Raw genomic sequence first — 12,628 nt, 5'->3', positions numbered from 1 at the left:
CTGGACAGTTCAGGGATGGCTGGGGACGAATTGAGTGGTTTGCTTGATCAACGAGTGGCTATCCTGATGTGCACCTACAATGGTGCAGAATATTTGCAGGAGCAGCTGGATTCAATCGAAGCACAGGCATACCGGAATTGGTATTTGTATGTATCGGATGACGGTTCGCAGGATTCCACGCAGGATATTTTGCGCACCTTCGAGGCAAAAACGGATCGACTGCGTGTTATTCAGGGGCCAAGAAACGGGTTTTGTCAGAACTTCCTGTCGCTGATTTGTGATAGCTCAATCCAGGCGGATTACTATGCCTTATCTGACCAGGATGATATCTGGCATGAAGACAAGCTTTTGCATGCTGTTAGGGTATTGTCCGATATTCCTTGCGAAACCCCGGCACTTTATTGTTCCCGGACAAGCTTGGTTAACGAACGGAATATTGAAATCGGTTTGTCACCCCTGTTCAGACGCACTCCCGATTTTCGTAACGCACTTATACAAAATATAGGAAGCGGTAACACCATGGTGTTCAACCATGCGGCCAGGAAACTGGTATTGAAAGCGGGCTCAGGTATAGATCCTGTTGTGCATGACTGGTTTTTGTATATGGTGGTTACTGGTTGCGGGGGTATCGTGATTTATGATCCGGTTCCTTGTCTGCGGTATCGTCAGCATGCGGCCAACCTGATCGGAGCGAATACCGGGCTTGTTGCTCAAATGAAACGCTTCGGTCAGATGTTGGCCGGGGAGCACCAGCGGTGGAATACACGGAATCTTGAGGCGTTGTCCGGTTTGCACGAACAACTGACACCGGAAAATCGTTTCATTTATGACGAATTTTCCCGCTTTCGGAGTGCTTCACTGTGGAAACGGCTTGCGGGTTTATATCGTACAGGACTTTATCGGCAGACTTTTCGGGGAGATATTACCCTGTGGCTGGCTGCGCTGTTCAAGCGGTTTTAGCCTGATTTCTATCAGGCTCTGGATTTGCCGGAGCCTGATAATCCGGTGGACCAGATGACTTTACCTTTGTGACTATTCCCGGGGCGATTCAGGGCTCGCCGCGCACAGGTCAATAGTAGTCATCCTCTAATTGGTGGCGCACTGCTAGCACAGTAACTGTATTGTTATCTTCGATTTCGAATAAAGCCACGTAACCAGAATTTCCGAATGAAATAATAAACTTGCGAAGAAACGGATTCGTATCGTCAATTTTTCGGCAAGAAAACGGGGACTGTTCGAGTAGTGACCAGGCACTGCCAATGGTCTCTGGTGTCCTTTCGGCGACATCAAAGTCGTGCTCAGCAAGAAATCTGTACAACCGCTCGATATCTGCCTTTGCCTCCAGAGTGAAACGGATATTAAAGCTCACCCTTTGCTTCTCTGTTCATCCAGTATGGAGCGCAAGGAACTCATTACTTCTGCCTTGGATGCATACTGCCCGGAGGACTTAGCCACCTCTCGTGCTGCCAGGCCACGTGTTATGAATTCTTGTTGGGTTCGCCGACGTTCGATATGTTGCCGCAGAGACTCTTCAACAAAAGCGCTTAGAGATTCCCCTTCACGCAATACGCTTTCTGCGTCACGGCGGAACTCCGGTGTGACGCGTAGTGACGGAATAGTTGATGATTTCATAGTGTTACCAAATATGAGTTTCACATGCGATGCAACATACATCGTTCTCTCCTCAAACGCAATGATTGATGTTTCGAAGTGCAATGTAAAGCAGGCATCGAGAACAGTGACGTGGTCACCTAAATCTGGACAAATCAGTTAAGCGATTTTACTATTTCTGTTTTTGTCTCATATTGATTCGGACTTTTATATCTTGACCGATGACTGCTATAAAGCATGGAAATATGCTGTGGTCTAATTTGTCCGGACACCTCGATAAGAGGAAAATCCACCGGTAATCCTCCCATTTAGGTCAGTGCTTCAAAGTAGATATGCTGCCATGGCTAATTTTTGAATTGGGGTAATACCGCCCAGAGCCATATTGGGTCGTTCGTGATTGTAAATCCAGAGCCAGTGTGTGGCGAAATTCTGAACCTGACCAACGAATTAACAACCGAGGCCAGAATCTCTAGTTCTTACTGGTAGGAAATTCCCGGACAGGTCAAATGGCTTAAAGAGACGCTGATTGATTCCGTCAACTGACATAAATATTCAATAAAAAACCGCCTTTCGAGGCGGTTTTTTACTTGCGTTATTATATTTTTACCTTGTTTCTGCTTCTGTGTTTTTGTTTGAGTTTATTTGTCCTGTTCTTTGATTTACCTTATCCGGCATCGAATCACGTTCCATCATCATGCTGGGCGGATTATTACCAGGCCTATCTGTATCGATGAGACACCCGGTCAAAATAGTTGAAGCCATTAATAACGCAGCAACAGTAAATGTTTGTTTCATTCCTAATCTCTCCTTTAAAGGGAAATTTATCGGCAACATTACTATTCATGCAGTTTGGATTAATCATTTTCATTTAGAGGAACACCTGTAATCAAGTGTTTAATGCGTTGCCAATAAACTTTTAATCCTCAATCTAATAGTCATCTATTATAGATTCAGTGTAAGAATTTGATTTTATTATTGTATTTTATCATACTCCATATTGTTTACAAAATTATGAATTCCAGGAACAAGGATAACCAGTTAATCGAGTGTGAAAAATACATCAGTAAAACGTTAAAAGAAATCAGGTGGGTAGCAGTAAATATCAGCAAGAAAAAGGAGAATAAGGAATAGGGTCCAGGGTAATCCCCCATTTTTAACAGCACTCAGAAGTAGCAACGCTATGCAGCCATGGCCCAGCCAAGCATTTTTCGAACAGTCTGCTGGTGTTATGGTGTATCAGGGTGATCAGGAATTACGTCTGATCCAGGTTTCTGATTCCCGGCAGTTGCCGGTCAGCAAAGCGGCTCAGCAATCGTTTACCCGTGTATCGAGTCTGTGCTGTTTAATGTGATTTAATGCTTGTATTTTGAGCAACATATACGTTGGTGGCAAAAACCTGAATGATTCCATGGCGGCCACTCGTCAGCCAGTCAGGTTCCAATCGGCGGGTTTGTGCGAACGTTTCAGCTGACAGCCCTGCCAGCACTTCTGATTTCAGTGTGCGTAAAAACAGGGCTGATCGGCCAAAGCGCTGTAAGAAATAATCTTTCTCCGCAGTATGTGGCCAGCGACGATCGCCGGCAAAGAGCCGGTAGTTCAGGTCACCTTTGAGAATTACCAGTGCAGAATCCTGGAACATCTCCTGAGCTAGGCTATCTTCACAAAAACTGATCGGTAGCCCTAGTAACGAACTGGCCTGAATGATTAGCTGGCCATTACGCAACAGCTCGGCAATATCTTCTCCCAGCTGGTGTACCATCGGCACGGATGATGTTTTCAGGTTGTCAATCAGCCTTTCCATATCAGTCAGTATCATGTCCGAGATGAACATCGGCCAGGGCCTGACATGTGCAACGATGTTTGGACAATAGCTGCTGATTCTGCGGATCAGTAGCAGATCCGCCAGTACGTCTGTTCCGGCGTTATCAAATATAAAATCAATCCGGTGCATTCCAGAAGTAAGCAGCCTCTCTGCTGCATCGCGTTCGTCCACAAGTAGCGAAACCTGGTTAGCTGCAGGAATGGTGTGCTGGCTGAGATCAGCTGTGTTTCCGATAACCGACCCGCCCAGTAACGTTCCAATAGCGCAATCGGGATCGCAATAATCAGCCCGTGTGGCAAGCGATGCAATGGCCTGCTTGTTGGCCATTTCCTTGGCTGATTGAAACGGATCAACCGGTGTAGCTGCGGTATAGCCGCAAGCCAGCAAAATCCGCGCGTAGAAATAGAGCTCAACGGTAAGAAACGGCATATTCTCCCAGCGACGCCCACTGTACGGTTCGATCACCTGATCAAGCGTGCCGAAAATAGTCGGCGGCAAGGAGGTGATTGTGCCTTTCTGCATTTCAGTTGCCAGTTGTTGCAGCGCATGGGCAGCAGGTGTATCGGCATTGTCTATAAGCTTGCCAAGAATGACGGGCAGCCGCTTTTCCAGGGAGAAGGCGGCAAAGGAATTGGGTTCTGCAGTTGTCAGATGAGGCGGAATCAGGGGAGGCGGGCGAGATGGCATAATGATATTCTTGAATATTACTGGGATTGAGCATTGTACCGGCAGGGCAGCAGAACGACTATTGCCCGCTGATGAAGTGCATGCGTTATGAAAGGGGAGGAAGCCATGAGATGGCTGACAAGGAGGCACGACCGACTGCTGTGGATACTTGGCATGCTGATCATTTCGCCCGGCACAGGTTTTTCCGAATCTGGTGCTGACCGCCTGTCTCTCCGTAGCCGGCAAGCCTTGATTCTTCCGGAGATCTGGCTGGGAGGCGGTTTGGCGTATTTTCCTTTTTACACTCCACCGCTTCTGGTCTATCCGGAAATACCGGGGCTGTATCCCTGTTTCCCTTTGGGGAGTTGCATGGTGTTGCAACCCTATCGGAAATATGAACGGCGTAAGAAACGGCCACAGCCCGAGCTGGTCAAGCGTGGTAAACCTCTGGCAGATGAGGCTATGGAAGCCTGGCGCGCGGGATTGCGGCCGGTTGCAGAGCTATTTCGTACGGATGAACAGCTGATTGTGCCGACATTCCGGGGGCATAGTCTGATTCGTCCGGAATATCAGGATGCGGGTAGGATTCTTCCCGAATTCTCAGTGGATAAACTGAACCAGGATGCTGGAAATGGTGAGAATGAGCCGTCAGGTGAATAGTAAGACCCAGATACGAGTTTGCTCATCAGGAGATGAGAATGTGCTGTCATTGATTGGTCAGGCAACTTTTTTGGAAGCATTTGCGGGCGTTCTGGATGGGCAGAGTATTCTCGCGCATTGTGCTGGCGCCCATTCTATTGAACGCTATCGCAGCTGGTTGGCCGATAGTCGTTATAAACTCTGGCTGGCTGAAATCAGTCCGGGTAATGCGCCAGTTGGTTATATGGTGGTATCGCCTCCTGATCTTCCGTTGCTGAATCTTTCTGATCGGGATCTGGAGTTGAAACGTATTTACGTTTTCAGCAGGTTTCAGGGGCAGGGCCTTGGTAAAAGGCTGCTACAGAAAGCGATTACTGAAGCACATATCTATTCAGCAGAACGATTATTACTTGGTGTGTATAAGCATAATAATGCCGCCATCGGTTTTTATACCCGCATGGGTTTTCACAAGGTGGGGACCCGAAAATTCAATATGGGTGGGCTGGAATGTGATGATTATATTATGGAGCTGGCGCTTGCTTCTGAGTCTGTCCATTTGGAAAATATATTGTAAACTGCTTATTTGGCACGGCGTGCATTCATTTCTCATAAAAGTGGCCGTGTGACTCATTATTTTGAATGGATAACAATAATATGGCCAGAAATGTGCAATGTATCAAACTCGGGCGCGAGGCTGAAGGATTGGATTTTCCACCCTACCCGGGGGAGCTGGGTAAGCGGATTTTTGAGAATGTTTCCAGGGAAGCATGGGGGCAGTGGATTAAGCACCAGACCATGCTGGTGAATGAAATGCGATTAAGCATGGCAGATATCAAGGCGCGCAAATACCTTGCCACCCAGATGGAAGCCTATTTCTTTGGTGAAGGGGCTGAGCAGCCAGTGGGTTACGTTCCTCCCGAGAAATAAGCCATTGCAACGGTTTTCTGTGCCTCATAAATTTTGGGCAGTCATTGATCATGGATGATAGTAATGAGCCGGATAAGGTAGCGGTAGTTAAGCCAGATATACCCCTTGCCAAACAGTTTCTGAACCGAGAGCTCAGTCAGATTGCATTTAATCGCCGAGTGCTGGCCCAGGCAGAAAACGAGGAAACTCCTCTGCTGGAGCGCTTGCGCTTTATCTGTATCGTCAGTAACAATCTCGATGAATTCTTTGAAATTCGTGTTGCCGGGCTGAAAGAGCAGATCAAGCTGGATTCCCCGGGGTTTGGTCCGGATGGTATGCTGCCGGGTCAGGCGTTTGAGCGGGTGTCCGAACAGGTGCATGCGCTGATTTTCCGACAATATCAGCTGCTCAATGACACTATTCTGCCGGCCCTGGCAGAGCAGGGAATCTGTTTTTTGCGGCGTAATGTCTGGAACGAAAGCCAGCGTGAGTGGATCAGGGATTTCTTCTTCCGCGAGCTGATGCCGATGCTGACGCCCATCGGTCTTGATCCTTTGCATCCTTTTCCGCGTGTGTTGAATAAAAGCCTGAATTTTGCAGTCGGGCTGGAAGGAAAAGATGCGTTTGGCCGCAATTCCGGGATCGCAATCGTTCAAGCGCCCCGAATTCTGCCGCGTCTGATACGGTTGCCGAAAGAAGTGAGCAGCTATCCTTATGGCTTCATATTTTTATCCTCCATTATTCATGCGCATGTCGGTGAGCTTTTCGCGGGGATGCATGTCACGGGCTGTTACCAGTTCCGCGTCACCCGCGACAGTGATTTGTATGTGGATGAAGATGAAATCAAGAATCTGCGGGTTGCGTTGCAGGGTGAATTATCACAACGTCACCTGGGAGATGCAGTCAGGCTGGAAGTGGCGGATAACTGTTCGCAGCAAATGGCGGAATTCCTGCTGGAGCAGTTTTCACTCAAGAATGAGGACCTGTTTCAGGTAAACGGGCCGGTTAATCTGGCCAGAATGCTGCAGGTGTTTGATCTGATTGATCGGCCTGATCTCAACTTTCCCCGGTTTGTCCCGGGCCTTCCATTTTTACCCCAGAAAAAGAAAGGACATAACATTTTTGAGGTGATCGACAAGGGTGATATTTTGCTGCATCATCCTTATCAGTCGTTCCAGCCTGTCATTGAATTTATCCAGCAAGCCAGTATTGATCCGGATGTAATGGCAATCAAGCAGACGGTTTACCGTACGGGTTCTGATTCGACCCTGATGGAGGCGCTGATGGCGGCTGCCAGTCTGGGCAAGGAAGTTACCGTCGTGGTGGAGTTGCTTGCCCGTTTTGATGAAGAAGCCAATATTAATTGGGCGCAACAGCTGGAAGAGGTGGGGGCACACGTCATTTATGGTGTCTTTGGTCACAAGACCCATTGCAAAATGGCTATGGTGGTGCGGCGTGAAGCAGGTCAGTTGAAACGCTATGTGCATCTGAGCACGGGTAATTATCATTCTGGAACAGCGCGGGTTTATACTGATTTCGGTCTGCTGACTTGTCATGAGGAAATCTGTTCCGACGTCAGCGCAGTGTTTTTGCAATTAACCGGGCTGGGCAAGGCAAGCAAATTGCAGCATCTCTGGCAGTCGCCTTTTAATCTGCATAGCCAGATTCTGAACAGCATCCAGCAGGAAATAGAGCATGCCACCGCAGGAAAACCGGCGGCCATCATCGCCAAAATGAATGCCTTGCTGGAGCCGACTGTGATTCAGGCGTTGTACGCTGCTTCTGCTGCCGGGGTAAAAATCAATCTGATTGTACGCGGTGCCTGCGCCTTACGTCCCGGCGTTCCGGGGTTATCGGAACATATCCGGGTGCGCTCCATTGTGGGGCGATTCCTGGAGCACTCCCGTATTTTTTATTTTCTTAACGACAGGCAGCATAACGTCTATTTGGCAAGTGCCGACTGGATGGGCCGAAATTTCTTCCGGCGCGTGGAAATTTGTTTTCCCGTGCTTGATCCACGGTTGAAGAAACGGGTGATTGCAGAAGGATTGAAACCGTATCTGCGCGACAATGTGCAAGCCTGGGAAATGGATGGTGATGGTCATTACAAGCGAAAGTCTGCCAGAAGCAGCAGCAGATTCAGTGCACAGGAAGCTTTGCTTGAAAAACTTGCGGCAGTCAAACAGGAATCAATCGAATGATTCAGCCAGAGGCTCCTTAAGTAATAATACCTATGTCCCACAGCAGCGAGTATCTGCATCGATAGCCGTGGGGGAGACAGGAAGACTGACTGAAATGAGGTTCTACCGATCTTCGAACCGATAGGCTGATGTAATGTTACCTTTACCTTGCCAATAAGACACCTAACTAACGAACCCAGATTTTACTTTGCTGTTACGGCCAGTAGAGATTGCCGCGTTACTTGACGAGCAAAATCGGTATTTCGGTGAGATGAAGCACTTTGCTGGCAACTGATCCGAGCAGAAGATTCTTGATTACACCCAAGCCTCGTGTGCCGATGACGATTATATTGCACTGCTGCGCACGCGCAAATTCGGTAATGGTTTCGGCAGGATCGCCAAAGCGTATATGTAAATCATGTTTGATTCCGGCACTTTCAAGTCGTGCTTTTGCCGGTGCCATTAAAGCCAGCCCCTCTTCCTCACGCGCCTTGTTAATGGCCTGCATGTCCGCGAAGGTATCTTTGAAAATGACTTCACTCACTTTAATCGGTTCGCATACATTGAGCACATGCGCATGCAGTTTGCTGGTATCGACCGTATCGAGCATTTTCTCAACGGCACGCATGGCATTCTCAGAACCATCAAAGGCAATCAGGGCAATCGTCATAATAAGATCCTCATTATTTTTAATGACAGTCATTCAAATTTAGGGAAATACTGAACGCAACCGCCATCACGGCAGAGATAGTGCTACCGTAATTCCGGAATTTGTCGATGCGGCAAATCTTTTGAATGGTTTTATACGCTGCGCGATGACTTGTTTGAATGGGCTCAGTGTCTCACAGACGTATTTTACTCGGAAGCACTCATAATTTTGTTGCGATTAGGCCAAGATCATAAAATAGGCCTGTCCAGGCCAGTCAGTCTCACCCCCATTCGGGCCAGAATCTCGCGGAAAGACTGCGGCGCGTTAAAGCCGAACTCGGAATGCTTACTTTTTCATTCGATTTTGTCTTGCGGTGCTTTGCTTGATCGAGATCTTGAAAGCTTCCGAGAAGCTGCTACTTGTTTTCTGTCGCAACAGATGCTGATGATGAAGTGAGATTGCCACGGTATCCTTCTGCAGTACGGTAATAGAGCGTGCGCAACAAAATGCCATCATATCGATAGATTGCACGGGAATGCGTACTGCTGGGTTGAATCAGCATTCTTTCAAAATTTCTCTCGGCTGCATCTGATTCCAGCGCCTGCCGCTTCATCCCGATCAGCAGAATAGGCCGATTCGTGGGCTGTTCAGATGGATACCAGAAACTGTACATGGCTGCGTGTTCGCCAAACATATTACGAGATCGAATATCGAGAGGGGGATGATTGTTGTTGTAAAATGCAAGTGCGCTGGCGATAGACCATTTGCTCATACCCACCACAATTGGTGCTTCTCCGGTTGTTTGTCTGATTTCATCTGCGATTTTTTCGATTTCCGCTGTGGTTTCTCTCCAGAAATAATGTTCACTCAGAAATTGATAGGGGAGCCCAGGTATCCCCAATGTAACGTAATGTAGAATGAAAGCGTAGGTCAGTAATGAGATGGTAATCATTGGCCGCCAGGCGGCAGTCAGCCATTCCAAACTGTTTTTGAATACATTTTTCTGTCCGATCATCCAGGCTATAGTAGGGATCAGTGCCAGCCAGAGTGGGCCGGTCCAATGGAAGCGCAGAGGACCAGAGGTACTGGCTACTACAAAAACCATCAATGGAATTACGGTGAATATGCCAATGAAAAGAGATTTGCGGGGTGTCTGGTGGTAACGCAGAATAACTGAACGTAATGCGAGTATTGCAGCGACCAGCCCGATTGGCGTAAGCATAATAGCGATCTGGAGCATTAACCTGGGTGTGGCGAACTCGTGGTATGCCTTGTCGATTCTGCCGGTCTGAAACAGGAAGGAAGCCCAGTTATTTTCCATATTCCAGATAATTACCGGACTGAACAGGATCAGCGCAATCAATACAGCCAGATAGGGATGGGGGCGCAGCAGCCAGCGGCGTGCAACTGGATCAAGGATAGTGAAAACCAGCGCGGCGATACCAAGCAGCCCGAGTGTATATTTGGACAGAATGCCAAGACCGAAAGCAATACCAACACCAAGCCATGCCCGACTTTGATTCGCGAGCAGGGCCCGTTCCATATAGTAAAGTGTGGCCGCCCAGGCGGCAACCAGAGGCGCATCCGGTGTCATCGCCAACCCCGCTGCAAAGCTGAATGGCATAATTGCAAGCAACAGTACCGAACGCATAGCAGTGGATTTATCATAGAGGTTGCGCGCCAGGGCATATAAATAGGCCATTGTGATCAACCCGCACAGAAAAGCACCGATTCTTACCCCGAATTCATTCTGGCCAGCTAACGCAGTTCCCAGCCAGATCAGCCAGGCCACCATCGGTGGATGATCGAAAAAGCTTAAATCCATGTGCTGTGCGTATTGCCAGTAATAGGCTTCATCGGGTAGCAGCTGTGCTACGCTCATGTAAACCAGACGTAAGAGGATGACAAAACATGTAATACCTACGGCTGCAACGCGCCATCGTGTATCAGTAGAGACAACGGGCTCGGTTCGCGGGAATACGTAAAAGGCGGATCCAAGGTAATTCACAATGGCTGTTGCGATAATCGCAGGGAAAATAGCCCATTCGGTTGGCATGTTCCAGGTGTAGATCAACCAGGCCAGCACAGCGCCTCTCAGGAGCATTGCAAATATTCCGACGATCAGAAAGCGAGAAAACTGCCCCCAGCGCAAATGACCTGAATGATGTAGCCGGAATGACCATTTGGTGTTCAAAGTGTAGTTGAAGCTGGCTGCTGCCAGGAAGCTGGAAATATGTGCTGTTGCCAGACTGATGCCTTGCCCGGTCATCCATTGAAAGATCAATACGTCGATAAAGACACCCAGCAGTCCAACCATGGCAAAGCGGCTCGCTGTATAAAAGGAGACGGTGCCACCAGCCAGTATGATGAGTTGCCGCAGATAAGTCAGGTGATGTGAAAGAGAAAGTTTGGAGGTGCCGTGCAGTCGATTGTGAAAATGGATCGGGATTTCTTTTACACGCAACTGCCCACGTCCTGTCATCAGCAGTTCCAGTAGGATTTTATAGCCGCTCGCATTTTCTGTAATGTTTCCGATCAATTCTTTCCGGAAAGCAAAGAAGCCCGAGGTTGCATCGTTTACGTCACAAATAGTGCGTGCAAGCCAACCCCCTGCCCGAGATAGCCAGAGACGATAGAAAGGCCAACCGATGGTATCGCCGCCCGCTACGTAACGGCTGCCGATTGTGATGTCGTGAGTACCATCCAGAATTGGCTGGATCAGTGCAGCCAGTCGTTCTGGTGGGTGACTTAAATCAGCATCCATCACTGCGATGACTTCATGTTTCGCTGCTGCTGTTCCGTCGAGGATGGAAGCTGTCAGATCGGGTTGCGCGTGTCTTTCAATCAAGCGTACGTTATGCGTGTTTTGCCATTCTCTGACTTTATCAGGTGTGCCATCCGTGGAGCTGTCATCTACCACAATGACTTCAAATTGATCTCCCAGATTATCAAGAGAGAAAATGCTGGTTAGCAAGGGATCGATATTTCCAACTTCGTTCAGGGTAGGAATGATGAGTGAAAATTGCATGTTAAGCTCGGGTTATTCCCGGGATCTGTTGATATTGGTTTGGAGCAGGCTTCCCCGGGGTGGCAATATAGTAGAGAAAGGTTATCTTGATTCAATACCAGGATATGTTATGGACGGTTTTTCTGGTATTTCAGAACAGCGCGATTATGTTCTTCAAGTGTGGATGAGAAGTGAGAGGTTCCGTCACCTCTGGCAACAAAGTAGAATTCATTGGTAACAGCAGGATTAAAAGCAGCTCGAATGGAAGCCAGTCCTGGCATGGCTATAGGAGTAGGGGGCAGACCAAGCCGAGTGTAGGTGTTATATGCATGATCGGTCAGCAAATCAGCTTTGCGCAGATTACCATTAAATTTATCTCCCATGCCGTAGATCACGGTTGGATCAGTCTGAAGTTTCATGCTGTAGCGCAGACGATTGGCAAATACACCTGCAATCCGGGTGCGCTCATCATCTTTGCCTGTTTCCTTTTCGATGATAGAAGCGAGAATCAGGCCATCATACCGGTTCTTTAGCGGAAGTGATTTTTGTCTTGAAACCCATTCTATTTCCAGGTGATGTTGCATGGCATGGTAGGCACGTTTCAGAATTGTCAGATCACTGCTGTTTTTAGTAAAAAAATAAGTGTCCGGGAAAAAAATACCTTCGATTCCCGGTTCATTGGCTCCAATCAGTTGCAGTAGCTTTGTATCGCTGAATTCGCTTGATTCATGCCGGATAGCCGGATGCTCATCCAGCGCTTTTCTAAACTGCGAAAAAGTCCATCCTTCAAGAAAAGTAACTGCATATTGCCTGACTTTTCCCTGAGTGAGATATTCCAGCAGGTCCAGCGGTGATAAATTTTGAGTAAGCGCATATTCGCCTGCCTTGAGCGATGCATTGTATCCTGTCATATATGCAATGAGGATAAAGGACCATGCATTGGGAAGCATGTCTGCATCAGTTAATTGTCGAGCGATATTGTGCAGACTGCTCCCGGACTCGATCGAAAATTCGCAGGGTATCACCGGAAGTTCTACCGGTGTTGTGACCAGGTGATAGAACCATATGGAAAATAACGTGCTGCCAACCAGAATGACCAAGAGAATGAAACTTGGGATTCGTAGTGAACGTGTCGATTCAGGCATGTC

Annotated in this window: 12 protein-coding genes and 1 pseudogene; 5 read left to right on the top strand and 8 right to left on the bottom strand. The window is 48.1% G+C overall.

Translation table 11 applies throughout. The features are described 5' to 3' along the window. Nucleotides 1–15: 15 nt before the first annotated feature. Entirely contained in the window at nt 16–960 is a 945-nt protein-coding gene (locus ABO04_RS02275; RefSeq protein WP_160809007.1) for a glycosyltransferase family 2 protein, read from the top strand. 109 nt (nt 961–1,069) lie between these two features. On the opposite strand, the gene ABO04_RS02270 is transcribed toward ABO04_RS02275, so the two are convergent. The 5 genes and pseudogenes from ABO04_RS02270 to ABO04_RS02250 all read right to left on the bottom strand — a co-directional run bounded on the left by ABO04_RS02270 (nt 1,070) and on the right by ABO04_RS02250 (nt 4,120). Beyond that, nucleotides 1,070–1,369, bottom strand: coding sequence for a type II toxin-antitoxin system RelE/ParE family toxin (locus ABO04_RS02270; RefSeq protein WP_160809006.1), 300 nt, complete (start codon nt 1,367–1,369; stop codon nt 1,070–1,072). Then, nucleotides 1,366–1,632 carry a YlcI/YnfO family protein gene (locus tag ABO04_RS02265; RefSeq protein WP_160809005.1) on the bottom strand — a complete coding sequence of 89 codons (267 nt, stop codon included), beginning with the start codon at nt 1,630–1,632 and terminating at the stop codon, nt 1,366–1,368. Before ABO04_RS02265 ends, ABO04_RS02270 begins: the two co-directional genes overlap by 4 nt. A 300-nt stretch (nt 1,633–1,932) precedes the next feature. Next, nucleotides 1,933–2,055: pseudogene (locus tag ABO04_RS02260) on the bottom strand (integrase core domain-containing protein); the annotation flags it as partial. Nucleotides 2,056–2,214: 159 nt separating this feature from the next. Continuing rightward, nucleotides 2,215–2,406 (bottom strand): hypothetical protein, encoded by a 192-nt coding sequence (locus tag ABO04_RS02255; RefSeq protein WP_160809004.1) that lies wholly within the window; start codon nt 2,404–2,406, stop codon nt 2,215–2,217. Nucleotides 2,407–2,953: 547 nt separating this feature from the next. Next, nucleotides 2,954–4,120 (bottom strand): damage-control phosphatase ARMT1 family protein, encoded by a 1,167-nt coding sequence (locus tag ABO04_RS02250; RefSeq protein ID WP_160809003.1) that lies wholly within the window; start codon nt 4,118–4,120, stop codon nt 2,954–2,956. A 105-nt stretch (nt 4,121–4,225) separates the two neighbouring features. Here ABO04_RS02250 and ABO04_RS02245 point away from each other — a divergent pair, with 105 nt between their 5' ends. The 4 genes from ABO04_RS02245 to ppk1 all read left to right on the top strand — a co-directional run bounded on the left by ABO04_RS02245 (nt 4,226) and on the right by ppk1 (nt 7,845). Continuing rightward, nucleotides 4,226–4,759: a hypothetical protein gene (locus ABO04_RS02245; RefSeq protein ID WP_240141376.1), complete on the top strand. Its 534-nt coding sequence runs from the start codon at nt 4,226–4,228 to the stop codon at nt 4,757–4,759. Between the two features lie 40 nt (nt 4,760–4,799). Next, nucleotides 4,800–5,312, top strand: coding sequence for an N-acetyltransferase (locus ABO04_RS02240; protein ID WP_345852749.1), 513 nt, complete (start codon nt 4,800–4,802; stop codon nt 5,310–5,312). Nucleotides 5,313–5,392: 80 nt separating this feature from the next. Next, entirely contained in the window at nt 5,393–5,665 is a 273-nt protein-coding gene (locus ABO04_RS02235; RefSeq protein ID WP_160809001.1) for an oxidative damage protection protein, read from the top strand. Between the two features lie 50 nt (nt 5,666–5,715). Then, nucleotides 5,716–7,845 (top strand): polyphosphate kinase 1, encoded by a 2,130-nt coding sequence (gene ppk1 / locus ABO04_RS02230; RefSeq protein WP_164504217.1) that lies wholly within the window; start codon nt 5,716–5,718, stop codon nt 7,843–7,845. 217 nt (nt 7,846–8,062) lie between these two features. Here the strand turns inward: ppk1 and ABO04_RS02225 are convergent, their stop codons facing one another. The 3 genes from ABO04_RS02225 to mltG all read right to left on the bottom strand — a co-directional run bounded on the left by ABO04_RS02225 (nt 8,063) and on the right by mltG (nt 12,625). Beyond that, nucleotides 8,063–8,494, bottom strand: a complete 432-nt coding sequence (locus ABO04_RS02225) for a universal stress protein (protein ID WP_160809000.1) — start codon at nt 8,492–8,494, stop codon at nt 8,063–8,065. Nucleotides 8,495–8,888: 394 nt separating this feature from the next. Further along, nucleotides 8,889–11,501 (bottom strand): glycosyltransferase family 39 protein, encoded by a 2,613-nt coding sequence (locus ABO04_RS02220; RefSeq protein WP_160808999.1) that lies wholly within the window; start codon nt 11,499–11,501, stop codon nt 8,889–8,891. A 107-nt stretch (nt 11,502–11,608) separates the two neighbouring features. Continuing rightward, nucleotides 11,609–12,625, bottom strand: coding sequence for an endolytic transglycosylase MltG (gene mltG / locus ABO04_RS02215; RefSeq protein WP_160808998.1), 1,017 nt, complete (start codon nt 12,623–12,625; stop codon nt 11,609–11,611). Between the last annotated feature and the right edge of the window lie 3 nt (nt 12,626–12,628).

Origin of the sequence: Nitrosomonas sp. HPC101, assembly GCF_009833125.1 — a bacterium.
In the GTDB taxonomy this organism is placed as follows: Bacteria; Pseudomonadota; Gammaproteobacteria; order Burkholderiales; family Nitrosomonadaceae; genus Nitrosomonas.
The sequence above is the reverse complement of the archived record's forward strand: the minus strand, read 5'-3'. Positions and strand labels throughout refer to the sequence as shown.

Excerpts from the sequence above, each read along its gene's own strand:
- ABO04_RS02275 (WP_160809007.1), top strand. The coding sequence starts at position 16 with ATGGCTGGGGACGAATTGAGTGGTTTGCTTGATCAACGAGTGGCTATC.
- ABO04_RS02265 (WP_160809005.1), bottom strand. The coding sequence starts at position 1,632 with ATGAAATCATCAACTATTCCGTCACTACGCGTCACACCGGAGTTCCGC.
- ABO04_RS02255 (WP_160809004.1), bottom strand. The coding sequence starts at position 2,406 with ATGAAACAAACATTTACTGTTGCTGCGTTATTAATGGCTTCAACTATT.
- ABO04_RS02250 (WP_160809003.1), bottom strand. The coding sequence starts at position 4,120 with ATGCCATCTCGCCCGCCTCCCCTGATTCCGCCTCATCTGACAACTGCA.
- ABO04_RS02245 (WP_240141376.1), top strand. The coding sequence starts at position 4,226 with ATGAGATGGCTGACAAGGAGGCACGACCGACTGCTGTGGATACTTGGC.
- ABO04_RS02235 (WP_160809001.1), top strand. The coding sequence starts at position 5,393 with ATGGCCAGAAATGTGCAATGTATCAAACTCGGGCGCGAGGCTGAAGGA.
- ppk1 (WP_164504217.1), top strand. The coding sequence starts at position 5,716 with ATGGATGATAGTAATGAGCCGGATAAGGTAGCGGTAGTTAAGCCAGAT.
- ABO04_RS02225 (WP_160809000.1), bottom strand. The coding sequence starts at position 8,494 with ATGACGATTGCCCTGATTGCCTTTGATGGTTCTGAGAATGCCATGCGT.
- ABO04_RS02220 (WP_160808999.1), bottom strand. The coding sequence starts at position 11,501 with ATGCAATTTTCACTCATCATTCCTACCCTGAACGAAGTTGGAAATATC.
- mltG (WP_160808998.1), bottom strand. The coding sequence starts at position 12,625 with ATGCCTGAATCGACACGTTCACTACGAATCCCAAGTTTCATTCTCTTG.